Below are 21,907 nucleotides of genomic sequence, written 5' to 3' on the forward strand. Positions count from 1 at the left end.
ATAAAGAGTGTTATGCGCCCGCTAACTGTTGCCATTATCGCCGTTGCCGGTTTTAGTCCTTTTCACCTTTCCGTACCGTTTATCGTGTTTAGCGAAAAAATGGCGGAGAAAAAACGCTTTCATGTAATTATCTGCGCTGAAAAGCCGGGAAATGTGGACTCTGCCGATGGGTTTTCCGTAACCGCCACCCATGACTATACGGCAGTCATCCAGGCGGATATTGTGATAATTCCTTACTGGGGAACAATTACACAAAAACCGCCACAAAAACTGCTGGAAGCCTTAACGACCGCACGAGATAACGGGGCACAGATTGTCGGGCTTTGCCTGGGCACGTTTGTGCTCGGCTATGCAGGTTTACTGAACAATAAGCGTGCTGCCACGCACTGGGAGTTCGAGCGTGAATTTCAGGCACGTTTTCCACAAACACATCTGGATATTAACGCGTTGTATGTAGACGATGATGGCATTATTACCTCTGCCGGTACTGCCGCGGCGCTGGATTGCTGTTTGTATATTGTTCGGCAACATTTTGGCAGCGACTATGCTAACCATATTGCCCGACGGATGGTCGTACCGCCATATCGCACCGGCGGTCAGGCGCAGTTTATAGAGCAACCGGTGCCGAAAAATACCCATGATGAACGCATTAACCTCCTGCTGGATTACCTGCGGCAAAACATTGCGCAACAGCATGATCTCGACTCGCTGGCTCAGCGAGTAATGATGAGTCGCCGCACACTAACCCGTCATTTTATGAAAGCGACCGGTTCGAGTATCGCCGAATGGCTCATCACTGAACGCTTACGCCGTAGCCAGGAACTGTTGGGATCCAGTCAGTTGCCCGTTGAGCGGATAGCGGCTGAGGTGGGTTTTCTCTCACCTGTGACCTGGCGTCAGCATTTTAAATCTCACTTCGGCGTCAGCCCCGCAGAATGGCGCAAAACCTTTCGTGGTATGGCATGATAGCGCCCGGAAGAAAGTCAATTCAGGGTGGTGAATGTGAAACCAGTAACGCTATACGATGTCGCGGAGTATGCCGGTGTCTCTTATCAGACCGTTTCCCGCGTGGTGAATCAGGCCAGCCACGTTTCAGCGAAAACGCGGGAAAAAGTGGAAGCGGCGATGGCGGAGCTAAATTACATTCCCAACCGCGTAGCACAACAGTTAGCGGGCAAACAGTCGTTGCTGATTGGCGTTGCCACCTCCAGTCTGGCCCTGCACGCACCGTCGCAAATTGTCGCGGCAATTAAATCTCGCGCCGATCAACTGGGTGCCAGCGTGGTGGTGTCGATGGTAGAAAGAAGCGGTGTCGAAGCCTGTAAAGCGGCAGTACACAATCTTCTCGCGCAACGCGTAAGTGGTCTGATCATCAACTATCCGCTGGATGACCAGGATGCCATTGCTGTGGAGGCAGCCTGCGCTAATGTTCCGGCGCTATTTCTTGATGTCTCTGACCAGACTCCCATCAACAGTATTATTTTTTCCCATGAAGACGGTACGCGGTTGGGCGTAGAGCATTTGGTCGCATTGGGTCACCAGCAAATCGCGCTGTTAGCGGGCCCATTAAGTTCTGTCTCGGCGCGTCTGCGTCTGGCGGGCTGGCATAAATATCTTAAACACAATCAAATTCAACCGATAGCGGAACGGGAAGGCGACTGGAGCGCCATGTCCGGTTTTCATCAAACCATGCAGATGCTGAATGAGGGCATCATTCCTACTGCGATGCTGGTTGCCAACGATCAGATGGCGCTGGGTGCAATGCGCGCCATTACCGAGTTCGGGCTGCGCGTCGGCGCGGATATCTCGGTAGTGGGATACGACGATACCGAAGACAGCTCGTGTTATATCCCGCCATTAACGACCATCAAACAGGATTTTCGCCTGCTTGGGCAAACCAGCGTGGACCGCTTGCTGCAACTCTCTCAGGGCCAGGCAGTGAAGGGCAATCAGCTGTTGCCCGTCTCACTGGTGAAACGAAAAACCACCCTGCCACCCAATGCGCAAACCGCTTCTCCCCAGGCGTTGGCTGATTCCTTAATGCAGCTGGCGCGACAAATTTCCCGACTGGAAAGCGAGCAGTGAGCGCAACGCAATTAATGTGAGTCAGCTCACTCATTAGGCACCCCAGGCTTTACACCTGATGTGTCCGACTCGTATGTTGTATGAAATTGTGAGCGGATAACAATTTCACACAGGATACAGCTATGACCATGATTACGGATTCACTGGCCGTCGTATTACAACGTCGTGACTGGGAAAACCCTGGCGTTACCCAACTCAACCGCCTTGCGGCGCATCCTCCTTTCGCCAGCTGGCGAAATAGTGAAGAGGCCCGCAATAATCGCCCTTCCCGGCAGTTACGCAGCCTGAATGGTGAGTGGCAATTTGCCTGGTTCCCGTCCCCAGAAGCGGTGCCGGAAAGTTGGCTGGAGCGCGATCTTCCTGACGCCGATACTGTCGTCGTCCCCTCAAACTGGCAGATGCTCGGTTACGATGCGCCTATCTACACCAATGTGACCTATCCCATTGCAGTCAATCCACCGTTTGTTCCCACGGAGAATCCGACAGGTTGTTACTCGCTCACATTTAATGTTGATGAAAGCTGGTTACAGGAAGGCCAGACGCGAATTATTTTTGATGGCATTAACTCGGCGTTTCATTTGTGGTGCAACGGGCGCTGGGTCGGTTACGGACAGGACAGCCGTTTGCCGTCTGAATTTGACCTCAGCGCATTTTTACGCGCCGGAGATAACCGCCTCGCGGTGATGGTGCTGCGCTGGAGTGACGGTAGCTATCTGGAAGATCAGGATATGTGGCGAATGAGCGGCATTTTCCGTGACGTCTCGTTGCTGCATAAACCGACCACACAAATCAGCGATTTCCATGTTGCCACTCACTTTAATGATGATTTCAGCCGCGCGGTACTGGAAGCAAACGTTCAGATGTGCGGTGAACTGCGCGATGCGCTGAGGGTGACGGTTTCTTTGTGGCTGGGTGAAACGCAGGTCGCCAGCGGTACCGCGCCTTTCGGCGGCGAAATTATCGATGAACGTGGTGGTTATGCCGATCGCGTCACGCTACGCCTGAACGTTGAAAACCCGGCGCTGTGGAGCGCCGAACTCCCGAATCTCTATCGTGCAGTTATTGAACTGCACACCGCCGACGGCACGCTGATTGAAGCAGAAGCCTGCGATGTCGGTTTCCGCCAGGTGCGGATTGAAAATGGTCTCCTGCTGCTGAACGGCAAGCCGTTGCTGATTCGCGGCGTTAACCGTCACGAGCATCATCCTCTGCATGGTCAGGTCATGGATGAGCAAACGATGGTGCAGGATATCCTGCTGATGAAGCAGAACAACTTTAACGCCGTGCGCTGTTCGCATTATCCGAACCACCCGCTGTGGTACACGCTGTGCGACCGCTACGGCCTGTATGTGGTGGATGAAGCCAATATTGAAACCCACGGCATGGTGCCAATGAATCGTCTGACCGATGATCCACGCTGGCTACCGGCCATGAGTGAACGCGTAACGCGGATGGTGCAGCGCGATCGAAATCACCCGAGCGTAATTATCTGGTCGCTGGGTAATGAATCGGGCCACGGTGCCAATCACGACGCACTCTATCGCTGGATTAAATCTGTCGATCCTTCCCGCCCGGTGCAGTATGAAGGCGGCGGAGCCGACACTTCTGCAACCGATATTATTTGCCCGATGTACGCGCGCGTGGATGAAGACCAGCCCTTCCCGGCTGTGCCGAAATGGTCCATTAAAAAATGGCTTTCGCTGCCTGGAGAGACGCGCCCACTGATCCTTTGCGAATACGCCCACGCAATGGGTAACAGTCTTGGCGGCTTCGCGAAATACTGGCAGGCGTTTCGTCAGTACCCCCGTTTACAAGGTGGATTCGTCTGGGACTGGGTGGATCAGTCGCTGATTAAATATGATGAAAACGGCAACCCGTGGTCGGCTTACGGTGGTGACTTTGGCGATACGCCGAACGATCGCCAGTTCTGCATGAACGGTCTGGTCTTTGCCGACCGCACGCCGCATCCGGCAATGACAGAAGCAAAACACCAACAGCAGTTTTTCCAGTTCCGTTTATTCGGGCGAACCATCGAAGTGACCAGCGAATACCTGTTTCGTCATAGCGATAACGAGCTCCTGCACTGGTCGGTGGCGCTGGATGGCAAGCCGCTGGCAAGCGGTGAAGTGCCTCTGACTGTCGCTCCACAAGGTAAACAGTTGATTGAACTGCCTGAACTGCCGCGGCCGGAGAGCGCCGGACAACTCTGGCTTACGGTACACGTAGTGCAACCTAACGCGACCGCCTGGTCAGAAGCCGGACACATCAGCGCCTGGCAACAATGGCGACTGGCGGAAAACCTCAGTGTGACGCTTCCCTCCGCGCCCCACACCATTCCGCAACTGACCACCAGCGAAACGGATTTTTGCATCGCGCTGGGTAATAAGCGTTGGCAATTTGACCGCCAGTCAGGCTTTCTTTCACAGATGTGGATTGGCGATGAAAAACAACTGCTGACGCCGCTGCGCGATCAGTTCACCCGTGCCCCGCTGGATAACGACATTGGCGTCAGTGAAGCGACCCGCATTGACCCGAATGCCTGGGTAGAACGCTGGAAGGCGGCGGGCCATTACCAGGCCGAAGCCGCGTTGTTGCAGTGCACGGCAGATACGCTTGCCGACGCGGTGCTGATTACCACTGTCCACGCCTGGCAGTATCAGGGGAAAACCTTATTTATCAGCCGGAAAACCTACCGTATCGATGGGCACGGTGAGATGGTCGTCAGTGTGGATGTTGAAGTAGCGAGCGACACACCGCATCCGGCGCGGATTGGCCTGACCTGCGAGCTCGCACATGTCGCAGAGCGGGTAAACTGGCTCGGATTAGGGCCGCAAGAAAACTATCCCGACCGTCTGACTGCGGCCTGTTTTGACCGCTGGGACTTGCCATTGTCAGACATGTATACCCCGTACGTCTTCCCGAGCGAAAACGGTCTGCGCTGCGGGACGCGCGAATTGAATTATGGCCCACACCAGTGGCGCGGCGACTTCCAGTTCAATATCAGCCGCTACAGCCAACAACAACTGATGGAAACCAGCCATCGCCATCTGCTGCGCGCGGAAGAAGGCACATGGCTAAATATCGACGGTTTCCATATGGGGATTGGTGGCGACGACTCCTGGAGCCCGTCAGTGTCGGCGGAATTCCAGCTGAGCGCCGGTCGCTACCATTACCAGCTGGTCTGGTGTCAAAAATAATAATAACCGGGCAGGCCATGTCTGCCCGTATTTCGCGTAAGGAAATCCATTATGTACTATTTAAAAAACACAAACTTTTGGATGTTCGGTTTTTTCTTTTTCTTTTATTTTTTTATCATGGGAGCCTACTTCCCGTTTTTCCCCATTTGGCTACATGACATCAACCATATCAGCAAAAGTGATACGGGTATTATTTTTGCCGCTATTTCTCTGTTCTCGCTATTATTCCAACCGCTGTTTGGTCTGCTTTCTGACAAACTCGGGCTGCGCAAATACCTGCTGTGGTTGATTACCGGCATGTTAGTAATGTTTGCGCCGTTCTTTATTTTTATCTTCGGGCCACTGTTACAATACAACATTCTTGTAGGCTCGATTGTTGGTGGCATTTATCTTGGCTTTTGTTTTAACGCCGGTGCGCCAGCAGTAGAAGCATTTATCGAGAAAGTCAGCCGTCGCAGTCATTTCGAATTTGGTCGCGCGCGGATGTTTGGCTGTGTTGGCTGGGCGCTGTGTGCCTCGATTGTCGGCATCATGTTCACCATTAATAATCAGTTTGTTTTCTGGCTGGGTTCTGGCTGTGCACTCATCCTCGCCGTTTTACTCTTTTTCGCCAAAACGGATGCGCCCTCTTCCGCCACGGTTGCCAATGCGGTAGGTGCCAACCATTCGGCATTTAGCCTTAAGCTGGCGCTGGAACTGTTCAGACAGCCAAAACTGTGGTTTTTGTCACTGTATGTTATTGGCGTTTCCTGCACCTACGATGTTTTTGACCAACAGTTTGCTAATTTCTTTACTTCGTTCTTTGCCACCGGTGAACAGGGTACGCGGGTATTTGGCTACGTAACGACAATGGGCGAATTACTTAACGCCTCGATTATGTTCTTTGCGCCACTGATCATTAATCGCATCGGTGGGAAAAACGCCCTGCTGCTGGCTGGCACTATTATGTCTGTACGTATTATTGGCTCATCATTCGCCACCTCAGCGCTGGAAGTGGTTATTCTGAAAACGCTGCATATGTTTGAAGTACCGTTCCTGCTGGTGGGCTGCTTTAAATATATTACCAGCCAGTTTGAAGTGCGTTTTTCAGCGACGATTTATCTGGTCTGTTTCTGCTTCTTTAAGCAACTGGCGATGATTTTTATGTCTGTACTGGCGGGCAATATGTATGAAAGCATCGGTTTCCAGGGCGCTTATCTGGTGCTGGGTCTGGTGGCGCTGGGCTTCACCTTAATTTCCGTGTTCACGCTTAGCGGCCCCGGCCCGCTTTCCCTGCTGCGTCGTCAGGTGAATGAAGTCGCTTAAGTAATCAATGTCGGATGCGGCGCGAGCGCCTTATCCGACCAACATATCAGGACGGAATGATCGCAATGAACATGCCAATGACAGAAAGAATAAAAGCAGGCAAGCTATTTACCGATATGTGCGAAGGCTTACCGGAAAAAAGACTTCGTGGGAAAACGTTAATGTATGAGTTTAATCACTCGCATCCATCAGAAGTTGAAAAAAGGGAAAGCCTGCTTAAAGAAATGTTTGCCACGGTAGGGGAAAACGCCTGGGTAGAACCACCCGTCTATTTCTCTTACGGCTCCAACATCCATATAGGCCGCAATTTTTATGCAAATTTCAATTTAACCATTGTCGATGATTACACGGTAACGATCGGTGATAACGTACTGGTTGCCCCCAACGTTACCATTTCCGTTACGGGACACCCTGTACACCATGAATTAAGAAAAAACGGAGAGATGTACTCTTTTGCGATAACGATTGGTAATAACGTCTGGATCGGCAGCCATGTGGTTATTAATCCAGGCGTCACCATCGGGGATAATTCTGTTATTGGCGCGGGTAGTGTCGTCACAAAAGACATTCCACCAAACGTCGTGGCGGCTGGCGTTCCTTGTCGGGTTATTCGCGAAATAAACGACCGGGATAAGCAATATTATTTCAGAGATTTTAAAGTTGAATCGCCAGTTTAAATAAGCAAAATTGCCTGATGCGCTCCGCTTATCAGGCCTATAAGTTCAGTGATCTACGTAGGCCGCATCCGGCGTAAACAAAGCGCAGGAACGAGCGTCGCATCATGCCTCTTTGACCCACAGCTGCGGAAAACGTGCTGGTGCAAAACGCAGGGTTATGATCATCAGCCCAACGACGCACAGCGCATGAAACGCCCAGTCCATCAGGTAATTGCCACTGATACTACGCAGCACACCAGAAAACCACGGAGCAAGCCCGGCAATGATAAAACCGATCCCCTGCATAAACGCCACCAGTTTGCCAGCAATAGCGGGTTGCGCAGAGTGATCGAGCGCCAGCAGCAAACAGAGCGGAAATGCGCCACCCAGACCTAACCCACACACCATTGCCCACAATACCGGCAATTGCAGCGGCAGCCAGATAAAGCCGCAGAAACCCACCAGTTGTAACGCCAGTGCCAGCATTAATAGTTTGCGCCGATCCTGATGGCGAGCCATAGCTGGCATCAGCAAAGCTCCTGCGGCTTGCCCAAGCGTCATCAATGCCAGCAAGGAACCGCTGTACTGCGCGCTGGCACCAATCTCAATATAGAAGGCGGGTAACCAGGCAATCAGACTGGCGTAACCGCCGTTAATCAGACCGAAGTAAACACCCAGCGTCCAGGCGCGGGGAGTGAAGACTACGCGAACCGGAGTGGTTGTTGTCTTGTGGGAAGATACGACCTCGCGGGAGCTTTGCCACCACCAGGCAAAGAGCGCAATAATGGCAGGCAGCGCCCACCAGGCGAGAGTCTGGAACCAAATCTCGCTGTGTTGAACTAACCAGGGCGTCAGGGCGGCACCAAGTCCACCGCCGCCCATCAGAGCCGCAGACCACAGCCCCATCACCAGTGGCGTGCGCTGCTGAAACCGCCGTTTAATCACCGAAGGCATCACCGCCTGAATGATGCCGATCCCCACTCCACCAAGCAGTGCGCTGCTAAGCAGCAGCGCACTTTGGGGGTAAAGCTCACGCATCAATGCACCGACGGCAATCAGTAACAGACTGATGGCGACGCTGCGACGTTCGCTGACATGCTGATGAAGCCAGCTTCCGGCCAGCGCCAGCCCGCCCATGGTGACCACCGGCAGAGCGGTCAACAGGGCTGCCACGCTAAAGCTCATTCCACTCGCCTGACGCAATTGCGGTAGCAGTGGTCCGACGGAGGTGAGCAGTGGTCGCATATTAAGACCAATCAGCACCAGAACCAGCAGCATCGTGAACGTCTTTTGATGGTCGCGCATGGTTGTCAGAACGGTTTGGTCGGCAGATATTTGCCATCTAAGGTGATGACCGCGCGTTCGCCACCTTCCGGATCCGCCACTTTCTTAACGTCGAGTTTGAAGTTAATCGCGCTGATAATGCCATCGCCAAACTTCTCATGAACCAACGCTTTCAGGGTTGTGCCGTACACCTGCAACATTTCATAGAAACGGTACATCGTTGGGTCGGTTGGAACACGGTCATCAATGCAGCCACGCAGTGGAATCATCTGCAACAGTAGAATGGCGTCTTCGTCGAGATCCAGCTTCGCCCCGACCAGGCGGGCGGCGTCGGCAGGAAGCGCCTGCTGACCCAGCAAAGCCGCGGTCACAAAGGCTTCTGCCAGCCCGGTGCCGTCGGCAATCTCGGCAAATGTGAGATCTTTTTTAGCTTTGCTGAGCAAAATAGCATCGGCAAGATCAAGACGAATATTGCGGTTAATTTGCGACTGAATCATGGTGGATCTCCTGATGGTTTAAAAATAAGGTTACGCTGCGGTCGGTTGGCGTAGCGGTATGGCACAAACGCGAGGATTAGCGGCCAGTGGCACAAACTGTCGGGTTGCGCCGTCAAACGCTGCGATGCTGCCGCTTTCAATGTCGTAGACCCAGCCGTGCAGGGCGATCCGCCCCTCTTCGAGCGCCAGGCGCACCGATGGATGAGTTTGCAAATTAGCCAACTGAGCAATGACGTTTTCACGTACCATCGCCGCAGCTTTTGACGCTAAATCGGAATGCGGGCGCGCCTCATTAACGACGCGGGCTGAATCGGCATAACGCAGCCAGTGGGAAACAGCAGGCATATGGTCCATGCACTGACAGCTGGCAATGGCAGTCATCGCGCCACAGTTGGAATGACCGCAAATCACAATGTCAGATACCCGAAGCGCAGCGACGGCATACTCCACCGAAGCAGAAACGCCACCAGGTTCCGGTCCGTAAGAAGGGACGATATTGCCCGCGTTGCGAATCACGAACAGATCGCCAGGTTCGCGTTGCGTCACCAGCTCAGGGACCAGACGGCTGTCGGAGCAGGAGATAAAAAGTGTGCGCGGGCTTTGCTGTGTCGCCAGCTGTTTAAACAAGGCTTCCCGCTCAGGAAATGCCTCGCGCTGGAATTTAAGGAATCCATCAATAATCTCTTTCACCGTTAACCTCTGTCTGTCTCTGGAATGAGAGGCAGACTACTCGCCGATTGCCATAAGGTAAAAGACTCATTTATGATGAGTTCTATTGGATTTACTTATAGGTTGGCGAATGCTCTCTCGACATATCAATTACTTTCTTGCCGTGGCTGAACATGGCAGCTTCACCCGTGCCGCCAGTGCGTTGCATATCTCCCAACCTGCGCTTTCCCAGCAGATTCGCCAGTTAGAAGAGAGTTTGGGCGTACCGCTGTTTGACCGTAGCGGGCGAACGATTCGTCTCACCGATGCGGGAGAAGTCTGGCGACAGTACGCCAGCCGTGCGTTACAGGAACTGGGGGCGGGTAAACGGGCGATTCATGATGTTGCCGATTTGACGCGAGGATCGCTGCGCATCGCCGTCACCCCCACCTTCACGAGCTACTTTATCGGCCCTTTAATGGCGGATTTCTATGCGCGTTATCCCGGCATCACGCTCCAGCTACAGGAAATGTCACAGGAGAAAATCGAAGATCTGCTTTGCCGCGACGAGCTGGATGTTGGGATTGCCTTCGCGCCGGTGCATTCGCCGGAACTGGAGGCAATACCTTTACTGACAGAAAGTTTAGCGTTAGTCGTGGCGCAACATCATCCACTGGCAGTCCATGAACAGGTGGCGTTGAGTTGCTTGCATGATGAAAAACTGGTACTGCTCAGCGCGGAATTTGCCACCAGAGAGCAAATTGACCACTACTGCGAGAAAGCGGGGCTACATCCACAGGTGGTGATAGAGGCGAACTCAATTAGCGCAGTTCTGGCGCTGATTCGCCGCACTTCCCTTTCCACATTGTTGCCAGCAGCGATTGCCACACAACATGACGGGCTTAAAGCTATATCCCTTGCCCCACCGTTACTGGAGAGAACGGCGGTTTTGTTGCGGCGGAAAAATAGCTGGCAGACAGCCGCCGCAAAGGCATTTTTGCAAATGGCGTTGGATGAATGTGCGGTTGTTGGCGGGAATGAATCACGGTAGCCGCTGACACAGGTCAGCGGCTGGAATTGCCTGATGCGCGACGCTTATCAGGCCTACGAGTTCAGTGCAAGGCGTTCACGCCGCATCCGACATAAACTACGCTCGCTGCAACCCAGCCGATTACCGTTTGTAATCGATGGCTTCCGGCTGCTCCAGATACACGGTGGTTTGTGCCGGTTGCGTGGTGGCAATCACCTTACCACCACGTACCGAATAGCGTACCGGAACCTGACGGCGCAGCGCATCAAACCCATTTTCAGCCGGCAGGATAATCAGGTTAGCGCTGTTTCCGGCGACTATGCCGTAATCCTGCAAATTCAACGTCCTGGCGCTATGGTGGGTGATTAAATTCAGGCCGTCGTTAATCTGCCCGTAGCCCATCAACTGACAAACATGCAGCCCCATATGCAGCACTTGCAGCATATTCGCCGTTCCCAGTGGATACCACGGATCGAAGACATCATCGTGACCAAAGCAGACGTTAATGCCGGACTCCAGCATCTCTTTAACGCGCGTAATACCGCGACGTTTTGGATACGTATCGAAACGCCCTTGTAGATGAATATTGACCAGCGGGTTGGCGACAAAGTTAATACCGGACATTTTCAGCAAACGGAACAGGCGCGAGGTATACGCCCCGTTATAGGAGTGCATTGCCGTGGTGTGGCTGGCGGTGACTCGCGCGCCCATGCCTTCACGGTGAGCCAGGGCGGCAACGGTTTCGACAAAGCGCGACTGTTCGTCATCGATCTCATCACAGTGAACATCGATGAGACGGTCGTATTTTTGCGCCAGGGCGAAGGTTTTATGCAGCGACTCCACGCCATATTCACGGGTAAATTCAAAATGCGGAATCGCCCCCACTACGTCAGCCCCTAAGCGTAACGCCTCTTCCAGTAACGCTTCACCGTTGGGATACGACAAAATCCCTTCCTGCGGGAAGGCGACGATTTGCAGATCAATCCACGGCGCGACTTCCTGCTTCACTTCCAGCATCGCTTTTAGCGCAGTCAGGGTTGCATCCGAAACATCGACATGGGTACGCACATGCTGAATACCGTTGGCAATCTGCCATTTCAGCGTTTGCCAGGCGCGTTGTTTCACATCGCCATGGGTTAATAATGCTTTGCGCTCGGCCCAGCGTTCAATGCCTTCAAACAGCGTGCCGGACTGATTCCAGTTCGGTTGCCCGGCGGTTTGCGTGGTATCCAGGTGAATATGCGGCTCCACAAACGGCGGTAAAACTAAACCTTGCTCGGCATCCAGGCTGTTTTCTGTTACGGGCATCACGCCGGATTGCGCATCAATGGCGCTGATTTTTCCGTCCTGCAGATGAATCTGCCATAGCCCCTCTTTGCCGGGTAACCGGGCGTTAATAATTGTTTGTAAAGCGTTATTCGACACTGTTAGCCTCCACATGCGTCATTGCAGCTGTCGTTTTGCGATTCAAAATCGGGTTAAGGATCAGATAGCTCAGCGCACCACCTAATACCGCGTTGACCGGAACAATGCCCGGTAACCAGTGGCCTGCGGCAATCCCCAGCGCGACCGCCAGAATCGCCACCCAATTGACACTCATCATACGCGTGGTCGCAAAGTGCTCATAGCGGCGACGGTTCATCAGATAGTCGGCGATGATCACGCCACCCACCGGAGGAATAGCAGCCGAAAGGAAGGTTAGCCAGCCGACAAAATTGTTATACAGCCATAGTGCGCAGACCGTGCCGATAATACCGTTGATTACTGAAAGAGTTTTGCTCGACATACCGGTAATATTGGCGAAACCTAAACCCGACGCATAGAGCGCGTTATCGTTGGTGGTCCAGATATTCAACCCCAGCACCACAATCGCGGGCAGCAGCAAGCCCTGAGCAATCATCACATCAGAGATATCCGCCATCCCCAGTGCCGCAGCGCCTGCCGCACCGAAAATAAACATCAACGAGTTGCCGAGGAAAAAGGCCACCATCGCCACCAGCACCGCCAGTTTGGCATTGCGACCAAAGCGGACAAAGTCAGCGGTGAGCGTACCCGCACTGATAAATGACCCCACAACCAGCGCCAGCGCGACATTGAAATCTAGCGGTTGTGCGGGAACGACCGCTTTTAATGCCTCCAGGCCGCCCATGCCGTTAACGGCCAGCCATACGGAATAACCGCCAAGGCAGGCAATCGCCGGAACCGCAATCACCGAAAGTACCGTCAGCGCCGAAATGCCAAAGAAGACGGTGACGGTCATCAGTAAACCGGAAACGGCAATCAGCAAATTAATATCCAGCCCGGTTGCCTTGCCCACCGGAATAGCAAACATCGCCACGCCAACACCAAACCAGCCGACCTGAGTGCCGCCCAGCAGCAGTGAAGGCAGCCATGAGCCTTTAACACCAAACGAGAAGCGAGCAAGAAGATGGGTGGTCAGGCCGGTTTTTGCGCCAATGTAACCAAGAAATGAAGTGTAAATACCGAGGAGAAGATTACCGATGAGGACTGCGAGGAAGAAATCATGATAGCTAAGACCGGTTCCGAGAGTGCCGCCGGTCCACATACTGGCGGAAAAGAAGGTTAATCCCAGCATGACGAACGTCAATGCCAATACCCCTTTCCGCGCCGACTGCGGGACTGGCCCCTGGCTAAAGTTGTTATCTTGCGACACGAAATTCCCCCTTTTTGCTGTTTGAAACCCAAAAAATCCGCCGCATTCTATTCATCTGAAGATAAAAAGCAATCGTTTTCGTGGGGGGTATATTTTTTATATGGATGAATGCGGAAAAGTGGATAAAAACTTATTTGAGAAAAAATGGGTACGCATGATAAGACACGCCTGCGTCGCATCAGGCATTGGTGCATGGTGTCGGATGCGGCGCGTGCGCCTTATCCGACCTACGGTTCAGGCCTGTAGGCATGATAAGACGCGTCAGCGTCGCATCAGGCATCTGCGCACGGTGTCGGATGCGGCGCGTGCGCCTTATCCGACCTACGGTTCAGGCCTGTAGGCATGATAAGACGCGCCTGCGTTGCATCAGGCATCTACGCATAGCTGTCGGATGCGCCGCGTGCGCCTTATCCGACCTGCGGTTCAGGCCTGTAGGCATGATAAGACGCGTCAGCGTCGCATCAGGCATTGGTGCACGGTGTCGGATGCGCCACACGACACATCCGACAACACCTTACTCTTCCATCGCCTGGCGGATCTGATCCAACGACGCAGGATCATCAATGGTCGTCAGATCTCCAGGATCGCGTCCTTCGCAAATCGCCTGGATCGTGCGGCGCAGCATTTTTCCGGATCGCGTTTTCGGTAATTGCGAGACAAACCAGACGTGCGCCGGGCGACCAAAGTTGCCAATCTGGCTGTCCACCAGCGCCATAATCGCCTTCTCTTGCGAGTGCGCCACGTCGCGGTCTTCCAGGCTATCGCTCTCTTTCGGAATGACAAACGCCACCGCCACCTGCCCTTTCAGCGCATCTTTCACCCCAACCACCGCCACTTCGGCAACGCCCGGATGACTGGAGATACTCTCTTCAATCTCGCGTGTGCCAAGCCGATGCCCGGCAACATTAATCACATCGTCAGTGCGCCCGAGAATAAAGTGATAACCGTCAGCATCGCGGATGCCCCAGTCAAAGGTGGCGTACACCGGACGGGAAAATAACGACCAATACGTCTTCACAAAGCGGTCGTCATCGCCCCAGATGGTTTGAATACACCCCGGCGGCAGCGGCCCTTCCACCACTACCATCCCTTTCTCGTTGACACCGCACGGTTCGCCGGTGACTTCATTGAGCAACTGCACGTTGTATCCATACATCGGCACGCCGGGGCTTCCCAGACGTGTCGGCCTGTCGTCCAGACCACGAGCAATCGCCATAATCGGCCAGCCGGATTCGGTCTGCCAGTAGTTGTCGATGACCGGCACATCCAGCGTATTGCTCACCCAACTGGCAGTCGGCTCATCCAGCGGTTCTCCCGCCAGATAGAGCACTTCCAGCGACGAGAGATCGTGTTTGCGAATTTCAGCGGTAGGGAATTTTTTCAGCACGCGGATGGCGGTCGGCGCTGAGAACATCCGGCTAACCTGATATTTCTCGACGATTTTCCACCACACGCCGCAGTCCGGCCAGGTCGGCAATCCTTCGTAAACAATGGTCGCCATCCCCGCCAGCAGCGGCGCGTAGACGATATACGAATGCCCCACTACCCAGCCGATATCCGACGCACAGAAGAACACACCGCCCGCTTTACCGCCAAAAATGGTGTCCATTGAGGTCGCCAGCGCCACCGCATAACCGCCGACGTCACGCTGCACACCTTTAGGTTTGCCGGTAGTGCCGGAGGTGTAGAGAATGCAGGAGGTTTCGTTGGATTCCAGCCATGCCACCGGCACCCGCGCGCCGATGTGCTGATGGCGCAATGACGCGAAATCGACATCCCGTCCGGTAACGCGCGCCATTTTCGCCAGCCCGCGATCCACCAGCAAAACGTGGCGCGGCTGATGCTGCGCCTGACTTATCGCATCGTCGAGCAATTTTTTATAGGGAATGATTTTGCCACCGCGCGCTCCGGCATCTGCCGAGACAACCAGCACCGGTTTAGCGTCATCAATCCGCGCAGCCACGCTGTGCGAGGCAAATCCACCAAACACTACCGAGTGAATAGCGCCAATGCGCGCGCAGGCCAGCAGGGTAATATGCGCTTCGGCAATCATCGGCATATACACCAGCACCCGATCGCCACGCCGTACGCCCAGTGAGCGCAGCATTGACGCCACCGCGTTCACTTCGTCATGCAACTGGCGAAAGGTAAAGGTGCGCTCTTCTTCTGTTTCCGAAGAGACGGCAATTAATGCCAGCGCCTCTGGCTGTTTCTCCAGCCAGCGGTCGATGGCGTTGTGGCACAAATTGGTTCGGCCTTCACAAAACCAACGGGCAAACGGCGGATTGCTGTGATCGAGCGTTTGCGTAAAGGACGTCTGCCAGTCAATACGCCGGGCCTGCTCGGCCCAGAATTGCTCCGGTTCGTTAATCGAACGCTGATAAAATTCGCTAAAAGACATAATGCTCTCCTGTTGAACTTACGCCTTACCGCCGTTTACTTAAATGACGTACAGATCGAGATACTCATTGACCGGCATCTGTTCCAGGCGAGTTCTGTCGAGAGAAACCTCCAGAATGCGCTGCTGTTGGCGAGTCGGAAACTGGCGCGCGAGATTGATTTTGAATTTATCCACCAGCTTCGGAATGCCATCCTGACGGCGGCGAGCATGACCAATTGGGTACTCCACCACCACTTCTTCAAATCGCGTGCCGTCGGTGAACTCAAGGGTTATGGCATTGGCGATGGCGCGTTTTTCCGGGTCGTGGTAGTCAGCGGTAAATGCCGGATCTTCAAAGCAATTGATCTTCTCGCGCAGGGCGTCGATGCGTTTATCTTGCGCAACGTTGTCTTCGTAATCTGCCGCCGTTAAGCGCCCGAATAACAGCGGGATCGCCACCATGTACTGAATGCAGTGGTCGCGGTCAGCCGGGTTATTGAGCGGCCCTTTTTTGTCGATGATGCGAATACAGGCTTCGTGGGTGCGAATGGTCACTTTTTCGATATCCGCCGCCGTTTTGCCTGCTGCCTGCATCTGTTCATAGAGCGTCATCGCCGCTTCAACTGCCGTCTGGGAGTGGAACTCCGCCGGGAAGGAGATTTTGAACAGCACATTCTCCATGACGTAAGAACCGTACGGACGCTGGAAGCGGAACGATTCACCTTTAAAGGAGACGTCGTAGAAGCCCCATACCGGCGCGGTCAGGGCTGACGGGTAACCCATTTCGCCCGTTTTCGCCATCAGTGCCAGACGTACCGCGCGGGAAGTGGCATCGCCCGCCGCCCAGGATTTACGCGTGCCGGTGTTCGGCGCATGGCGATAGGTGCGCAGCGACTGTCCGTCTACCCATGCCAGCGAAATGGCGTTGAGAATTTCCTCGCGGGTCAGGCCAAGCATTTCGGCGACCACGGCGGTGGAAGCCACTTTCACTAACAGAACGTGGTCAAGGCCGACGCGATTAAAGGAGTTTTCCAGCGCGATGCAGCCCTGAATTTCATGGGCTTTAATCATTCCGGTCAGCACCTGTTTCATGGTCAACGGCGCTTTGCCGCTGGCGACCGCGTTGCGTGAAAGCCAGTCTGCCGTTGCCAGAATACCGCCGAGGTTGTCGGAAGGATGGCCCCACTCCGCCGCCAGCCAGGTATCGTTAAAATCGAGCCAGCGAATCATCGCGCCGATGTTAAATGCCGCCTGGACGGGATCGAGCTGGAACTGGGTTCCGGGGACGCGCACACCGTTAGGTACAACGGTGCCGGGGACAATTGGCCCCAACAGTTTTTTACAGGCCGGGTATTCGAGAGCTTCCAGACCGCAGCCGAGGGTGTCGAGCAGGCAGTAATGGGCGGTGTCATAGGCCACTCTGGAGCTGATTTCGTAGTTCATGACGTAATCGACAATATCAATAATTTCGCGGTCGAATTCCGGGCGGATGTTGTTGATTTGAGCTGACATTGGGTACGTTTCCTTCTTGTTATTCGTAGAGGTTTACTGGCGCTTATCCAGCGCGACAAACTGGCGGTCTTCCGGTCCAACGTAATTGGCGGAAGGACGGATAATTTTGTTGTCCTGACGTTGTTCGATAATGTGCGCCGCCCAGCCGGTGACGCGGGCGATGACAAACAGTGGCGTGAACATCTCGGTGGGAACGCCCATCATGTTGTAGGAAACAGCGGAGAACCAGTCGAGATTGGGGAACATCTTTTTGCTCTCCCACATCACCGTTTCCAGACGATCGGCGATGTTGTACATCTTCAGCGAGCCGCCTTCCTGCGAGAGCTGCTTCGCCACACGTTTGATCACCTGATGACGCGGGTCGGCGATGGTATAAACCGGATGCCCAAAACCAATGACCACTTCTTTGTTTTCAACCCGCTTGCGGATATCGGCTTCGGCTTCGTCCGGCGTTTCGTAGCGTTGCTGGATCTCCAGCGACACTTCATTCGCCCCGCCGTGTTTCGGCCCGCGCAGTGCGCCAATCGCGCCGATAATCGCTGAATACATGTCAGAGCCGGTGCCCGCAATCACCCGGCTGGTAAAGGTGGAGGCGTTAAACTCGTGTTCGGCGTACAGCACCAGCGAAATATGCATCGCCTTTTCCCAGCTTTGCGACGGCTTTTCGCCGTGCAGCAAATGCAGGAAGTGACCGCCGATGGAATCGTCATCGGTTTCCGGCTGGATGCGTTCGCCGTTGTGGCTGTAGTGATACCAGTAGAGAAGAATCGAGCTCAGCGACGCTAATAATTTGTCGGCAATATCCCGCGCGCCAGAGACGGTATGCCCCTCTTTTTCTGGCAGCGTGCAGCCGAGCGCGGAAACGCCGGTGCGCATAACATCCATCGGGTGTGACGCCGCCGGTAAGGCTTCCAGCACGGTACGCACGTTAGCCGGTAAACCGCGCAGGGCTTTCAGTTTTGTTTTGTAGGCGGCGAGTTCGTCACGGGTCGGCAGTTTGCCGTGGATCAGCAGATGCGCCACTTCTTCAAATTCGCAATGTTCCGCCAGATCAAGAATATCGTAGCCACGGTAATGCAGGTCATTGCCACTTTTACCCACGGTGCAGAGCGCCGTATTGCCCGCAGGAACGCCAGAAAGTGCCACAGATTTTTTCGGTTTAATGACATGGGTACTGTTTTGCAGGATCGTTGTGTCGCTCATGTTGTCCTCGTCATTGTTATCATTTGTAGGGTCGAGAATGTTGTCGGATGCGACGCTATGCGTCTTATCCGACCTACAGTTCAGTTCATCCCGTAGGCCTGATAAGCCGCGTCAGCGACGCATCAGGCATCGGTTGTCGGATGCGACGTCATGCGTTTTATCCGACCTACAGTTCAGTTCATCCCGTAGGCCTGATAAGTCGCGTCAGCGGCGCATCAGGCATCGGTTGTCGAATACAACCAACGGGCGTTTGTTTTATTTCGTCTGGCTACGGGCAAACAGGTCGTCGAGCTTTTCTTCGTACTGGTAGTAGTTAATGCTTTCATACAGCTCGTTGCGGGTCTGCATGGTGTCGATGACGCTTTTCTGCGTGCCTTCCTGGCGCAGGACGTTGTAGACATGTTCAGCGGCGCGGTTCATGGCGCGGAAAGCAGAAAGGGGATACAGCGCCATTGCGACATGGGCGCTGCGTAATTCGTCGGTGGTAAACAGCGGTGTTGCGCCAAACTCGGTAATGTTGGCAAGGATCGGCACCTGCACCGCATCGGCAAACTGGCGGTACATAGCGAGTTCGGTAATTGCTTCCGGGAACAACATCTCGGCACCCGCTTCAACATAGGCCTGCGCACGCTCGATCGCCGCATCCAGCCCTTCAACCGCCAGCGCATCGGTGCGCGCCATGATCACAAAATCAGGATCGGTTTTCGCATCCACCGCCGCTCGGATCCGATCCACCATCTCTTCTTTCGAGACGATCGCTTTGTTCGGGCGATGACCGCAGCGTTTTGCTCCAACCTGATCTTCAATATGTAAGCCCGCCGCACCGGCTTTAATCATCGCTTTCACGGTGCGGGCAACGTTAAAGGCCGAAGAGCCAAAACCGATATCCGCATCCACCAGCAGCGGCAGCGAACAAACGTCGGTGATACGGCGAATATCTGTCAGCACGTCATCAAGAGTAGAAATACCGAGATCGGGCAGCCCCAGCGAACCTGCCGCCACGCCACCACCGGAAAGATAAATCGCCTGATATCCGGCACGCTGCGCCAACAGCGCATGATTAGCGTTGATGGTGCCGACAATCTGCAATGGATTTTCTTTAGACAGTGCAGCGCGAAATGCTTTACCTGGAGAGTGTAGAGACATAGCCCATCCTTTGTTATCAACTTGTTATTTGCGTTGATAAAGACAAAGCAAGGGGTATGCCACAATTGCCTGAATAAAATTAAATGTTTAATTTCAATTTGTTAGAGATAAAATCATGAAGTAATCCGCAAATATGCGTTTCAGTTAACGTTTCAGGCAATGTTTCTCTGCGTTTCATTGCAACAATTATGAAACAAGACTAAACCCAATATTCGGTTTCTTAACTTTGCGGTGCGCTATGGCACATCCACCACGGCTGAATGACGACAAACCGGTTATCTGGACGGTATCTGTAACGCGGCTGTTCGAGCTATTTCGCGATATCAGTCTCGAGTTTGATCACCTGGCAAACATTACCCCTATCCAGCTTGGCTTTGAAAAAGCGGTGGCCTACATCCGCAAAAAACTGGCCAGCGAACGCTGCGACGCCATCATTGCCGCTGGCTCTAACGGCGCGTACCTGAAAAGCCGCCTGTCGGTACCGGTGATTCTGATAAAACCGAGTGGCTATGATGTGTTACAGGCACTAGCAAAAGCCGGAAAACTCACCTCTTCTATCGGCGTTGTCACCTATCAGGAAACCATTCCGGCACTGGTAGCGTTTCAAAAAACCTTTAATTTGCGCCTCGACCAACGTAGCTACATTACCGAAGAAGACGCACGCGGGCAGATTAACGAGCTAAAAGCCAACGGCACCGAAGCGGTGGTCGGCGCGGGGCTGATTACCGATCTGGCGGAAGAAGCCGGAATGACCGGAATTTTTATCTATTCTGCCGCCACCGTGCGCCAGGCATTTAGCGATGCGCTGGATATGACGCGCATGTCGTTACGCCATAATACTCACGATGCCACCCGCAACGCCCTGCGTACTCGTTACGTGCTGGGCGATATGCTCGGTCAATCACCACAGATGGAACAGGTACGGCAGACTATTTTGCTGTATGCCCGCTCCAGTGCGGCGGTGTTGATTGAAGGGGAAACGGGGACGGGCAAAGAACTGGCGGCCCAGGCGATTCATCGGGAATATTTTGCCCGCCACGATGCGCGACAGGGCAAAAAGTCGCATCCTTTTGTTGCCGTCAACTGCGGGGCGATTGCTGAATCTCTGCTGGAAGCGGAGCTGTTTGGCTATGAGGAAGGAGCGTTTACCGGCTCGCGACGCGGAGGACGCGCCGGGCTGTTTGAAATCGCCCACGGTGGCTCGCTGTTTCTGGATGAGATTGGCGAAATGCCGCTACCTTTGCAGACTCGCCTGTTACGGGTGCTGGAAGAAAAAGAGGTCACCCGCGTCGGCGGGCATCAGCCTGTTCCGGTGGATGTGCGGGTTATTAGCGCCACTCACTGCAATCTCGAAGAGGATATGCAGCAAGGGCGTTTTCGCCGTGATCTGTTTTATCGACTGAGTATTTTGCGTCTGCAATTGCCGCCGCTACGCGAGCGGGTGATGGATATTCTGCCGCTGGCGGAAAGCTTTTTGAAAGTGTCACTGGCGGCACTTACTGCGCCGTTTTCTTCCGTGTTACGTCAGGGATTACAGGCAAGTGAAACTGTGCTGTTGCGCTACAACTGGCCGGGAAATATTCGTGAACTGCGCAATATGATGGAACGACTGGCGCTATTTTTAAGTGTGGAACCGACGCCGGATTTAACGCCGCAATTTTTGCAGTTGCTACTGCCGGAACTGGCGCGCGAGTCGGCGGAAACTCCCGGTCCATGCTTACTGACGCCACAACAGGCACTGGAGAAATTTAATGGCGATAAAACAGCCGCGGCGAAATATTTAGGTATCAGCCGAACGACATTCTGGCGGCGGCTGAAAAATTGAAATGCCGAATCCAGCGCGAACGCCTTATCCGGCATAAATTTCAATAGATGATCACCGATAAACTTACGCATCGGGCATGTTTACATGGGGTGCAGAATTATTTCTTCTTATAAATATTTGCCGTGCCGTGGATCTTATTGTCAGTTTGACCAGAGGTCAGCACCAACACATCTGCCCCTTTTTCATCCGCTTTTTTGATCAGATCTTCTTTCGCATCTGCAGTCGACATTTCATTACTGGTTGAAATATCACCTATTTTTTCATATTGCGATGCAACTTTTTCAAATTCTGCTTTGGTCATTAATTCTGCGGCATAAACGTTGGTAACGGCAAACGCTAACGCACCGATTAACATTTTAGAGATTATTTTCATATTACGGCTCCAGAGTTGTTATCAAACTATCACCCACCCATATTATTGGGCTGATTAATAATTAGTTCAGTCAGGGCATAAACGCCAGTAAC

Annotated in this window: 17 protein-coding genes; 7 read left to right on the plus strand and 10 right to left on the minus strand. The window is 53.7% G+C overall.

The window, feature by feature from the left end; all coding sequences use genetic code 11:
* Nucleotides 1-12: 12 nt before the first annotated feature.
* From AACU19_RS11300 to lacA, 5 genes are all read left to right on the plus strand, one after another.
* Nucleotides 13-966 (plus strand): GlxA family transcriptional regulator, encoded by a 954-nt coding sequence (locus AACU19_RS11300; RefSeq protein ID WP_001247700.1) that lies wholly within the window; start codon nt 13-15, stop codon nt 964-966.
* Between the two features lie 36 nt (nt 967-1,002).
* Nucleotides 1,003-2,085, plus strand: coding sequence for a DNA-binding transcriptional repressor LacI (gene lacI, locus AACU19_RS11305; RefSeq protein WP_072039662.1), 1,083 nt, complete (start codon nt 1,003-1,005; stop codon nt 2,083-2,085).
* A gap of 122 nt (nt 2,086-2,207) precedes the next feature.
* Nucleotides 2,208-5,282, plus strand: coding sequence for a beta-galactosidase (lacZ, locus tag AACU19_RS11310; protein ID WP_105278251.1), 3,075 nt, complete (start codon nt 2,208-2,210; stop codon nt 5,280-5,282).
* A 51-nt stretch (nt 5,283-5,333) separates the two neighbouring features.
* A complete protein-coding gene (gene lacY / locus AACU19_RS11315; RefSeq protein WP_105278252.1) occupies nt 5,334-6,587 on the plus strand; it encodes a lactose permease in 1,254 nt (417 codons plus the stop codon).
* Nucleotides 6,588-6,652: 65 nt separating this feature from the next.
* Nucleotides 6,653-7,264 (plus strand): galactoside O-acetyltransferase, encoded by a 612-nt coding sequence (lacA, locus tag AACU19_RS11320; RefSeq protein WP_105278279.1) that lies wholly within the window; start codon nt 6,653-6,655, stop codon nt 7,262-7,264.
* Between the two features lie 102 nt (nt 7,265-7,366).
* Here lacA and cynX read toward each other — a convergent pair whose 3' ends face one another.
* From cynX to cynT, 3 genes are read right to left on the minus strand one after another with little or no spacing between them, the layout of a single operon-like run.
* A complete protein-coding gene (gene cynX, locus AACU19_RS11325) occupies nt 7,367-8,548 on the minus strand; it encodes a cyanate transporter CynX (RefSeq protein WP_105278253.1) in 1,182 nt (393 codons plus the stop codon).
* 5 nt (nt 8,549-8,553) lie between these two features.
* On the minus strand, nt 8,554-9,024 hold the full coding sequence (cynS, locus tag AACU19_RS11330) for a cyanase (protein WP_105277179.1): 471 nt from the start codon (nt 9,022-9,024) through the stop codon (nt 8,554-8,556).
* A 30-nt stretch (nt 9,025-9,054) separates the two neighbouring features.
* Nucleotides 9,055-9,714, minus strand: coding sequence for a carbonic anhydrase CynT (gene cynT, locus AACU19_RS11335; protein ID WP_032183397.1), 660 nt, complete (start codon nt 9,712-9,714; stop codon nt 9,055-9,057).
* 109 nt (nt 9,715-9,823) lie between these two features.
* Between cynT and cynR the strand changes: the two genes are divergently transcribed.
* Nucleotides 9,824-10,723 carry a transcriptional regulator CynR gene (cynR, locus tag AACU19_RS11340; protein ID WP_105278254.1) on the plus strand — a complete coding sequence of 300 codons (900 nt, stop codon included), beginning with the start codon at nt 9,824-9,826 and terminating at the stop codon, nt 10,721-10,723.
* 120 nt (nt 10,724-10,843) lie between these two features.
* Here cynR and codA read toward each other — a convergent pair whose 3' ends face one another.
* From codA to prpB, 6 genes are all read right to left on the minus strand, one after another.
* Nucleotides 10,844-12,127 (minus strand): cytosine/isoguanine deaminase, encoded by a 1,284-nt coding sequence (codA, locus tag AACU19_RS11345; protein WP_001353418.1) that lies wholly within the window; start codon nt 12,125-12,127, stop codon nt 10,844-10,846.
* Nucleotides 12,117-13,376, minus strand: a complete 1,260-nt coding sequence (codB, locus tag AACU19_RS11350) for a cytosine permease (RefSeq protein ID WP_000076243.1) — start codon at nt 13,374-13,376, stop codon at nt 12,117-12,119. The genes codA and codB overlap by 11 nt, the downstream gene beginning before the upstream one ends.
* 514 nt (nt 13,377-13,890) lie before the next feature.
* On the minus strand, nt 13,891-15,777 hold the full coding sequence (gene prpE / locus AACU19_RS11355) for a propionate--CoA ligase (protein ID WP_105278255.1): 1,887 nt from the start codon (nt 15,775-15,777) through the stop codon (nt 13,891-13,893).
* Between the two features lie 39 nt (nt 15,778-15,816).
* On the minus strand, nt 15,817-17,268 hold the full coding sequence (gene prpD / locus AACU19_RS11360) for a 2-methylcitrate dehydratase (protein ID WP_105278256.1): 1,452 nt from the start codon (nt 17,266-17,268) through the stop codon (nt 15,817-15,819).
* Nucleotides 17,269-17,301: 33 nt separating this feature from the next.
* On the minus strand, nt 17,302-18,471 hold the full coding sequence (gene prpC, locus AACU19_RS11365; RefSeq protein WP_001285909.1) for a bifunctional 2-methylcitrate synthase/citrate synthase: 1,170 nt from the start codon (nt 18,469-18,471) through the stop codon (nt 17,302-17,304).
* A gap of 255 nt (nt 18,472-18,726) precedes the next feature.
* On the minus strand, nt 18,727-19,617 hold the full coding sequence (gene prpB, locus AACU19_RS11370; RefSeq protein WP_105278257.1) for a methylisocitrate lyase: 891 nt from the start codon (nt 19,615-19,617) through the stop codon (nt 18,727-18,729).
* Between the two features lie 238 nt (nt 19,618-19,855).
* Here prpB and prpR point away from each other — a divergent pair, with 238 nt between their 5' ends.
* Nucleotides 19,856-21,442, plus strand: a complete 1,587-nt coding sequence (gene prpR / locus AACU19_RS11375; RefSeq protein ID WP_105278258.1) for a propionate catabolism operon regulatory protein PrpR — start codon at nt 19,856-19,858, stop codon at nt 21,440-21,442.
* Nucleotides 21,443-21,539: 97 nt separating this feature from the next.
* Here the strand turns inward: prpR and yahO are convergent, their stop codons facing one another.
* Nucleotides 21,540-21,815, minus strand: a complete 276-nt coding sequence (yahO, locus tag AACU19_RS11380; protein ID WP_000691948.1) for a DUF1471 family periplasmic protein YahO — start codon at nt 21,813-21,815, stop codon at nt 21,540-21,542.
* Nucleotides 21,816-21,907 lie beyond the last annotated feature (92 nt).

This window comes from Escherichia sp. MOD1-EC4550, from assembly GCF_963876935.1.
Classification (GTDB): Bacteria; Pseudomonadota; Gammaproteobacteria; order Enterobacterales; family Enterobacteriaceae; genus Escherichia; species Escherichia coli_F.

Excerpts from the sequence above, each read along its gene's own strand:
- prpR (WP_105278258.1), top strand. The coding sequence starts at position 19,856 with ATGGCACATCCACCACGGCTGAATGACGACAAACCGGTTATCTGGACG.
- lacZ (WP_105278251.1), top strand. The coding sequence starts at position 2,208 with ATGACCATGATTACGGATTCACTGGCCGTCGTATTACAACGTCGTGAC.
- cynX (WP_105278253.1), bottom strand. The coding sequence starts at position 8,548 with ATGCGCGACCATCAAAAGACGTTCACGATGCTGCTGGTTCTGGTGCTG.
- yahO (WP_000691948.1), bottom strand. The coding sequence starts at position 21,815 with ATGAAAATAATCTCTAAAATGTTAATCGGTGCGTTAGCGTTTGCCGTT.
- lacA (WP_105278279.1), top strand. The coding sequence starts at position 6,653 with ATGAACATGCCAATGACAGAAAGAATAAAAGCAGGCAAGCTATTTACC.
- lacY (WP_105278252.1), top strand. The coding sequence starts at position 5,334 with ATGTACTATTTAAAAAACACAAACTTTTGGATGTTCGGTTTTTTCTTT.
- cynR (WP_105278254.1), top strand. The coding sequence starts at position 9,824 with ATGCTCTCTCGACATATCAATTACTTTCTTGCCGTGGCTGAACATGGC.
- cynS (WP_105277179.1), bottom strand. The coding sequence starts at position 9,024 with ATGATTCAGTCGCAAATTAACCGCAATATTCGTCTTGATCTTGCCGAT.
- prpE (WP_105278255.1), bottom strand. The coding sequence starts at position 15,777 with ATGTCTTTTAGCGAATTTTATCAGCGTTCGATTAACGAACCGGAGCAA.
- prpD (WP_105278256.1), bottom strand. The coding sequence starts at position 17,268 with ATGTCAGCTCAAATCAACAACATCCGCCCGGAATTCGACCGCGAAATT.
- AACU19_RS11300 (WP_001247700.1), top strand. The coding sequence starts at position 13 with ATGCGCCCGCTAACTGTTGCCATTATCGCCGTTGCCGGTTTTAGTCCT.
- prpB (WP_105278257.1), bottom strand. The coding sequence starts at position 19,617 with ATGTCTCTACACTCTCCAGGTAAAGCATTTCGCGCTGCACTGTCTAAA.
- prpC (WP_001285909.1), bottom strand. The coding sequence starts at position 18,471 with ATGAGCGACACAACGATCCTGCAAAACAGTACCCATGTCATTAAACCG.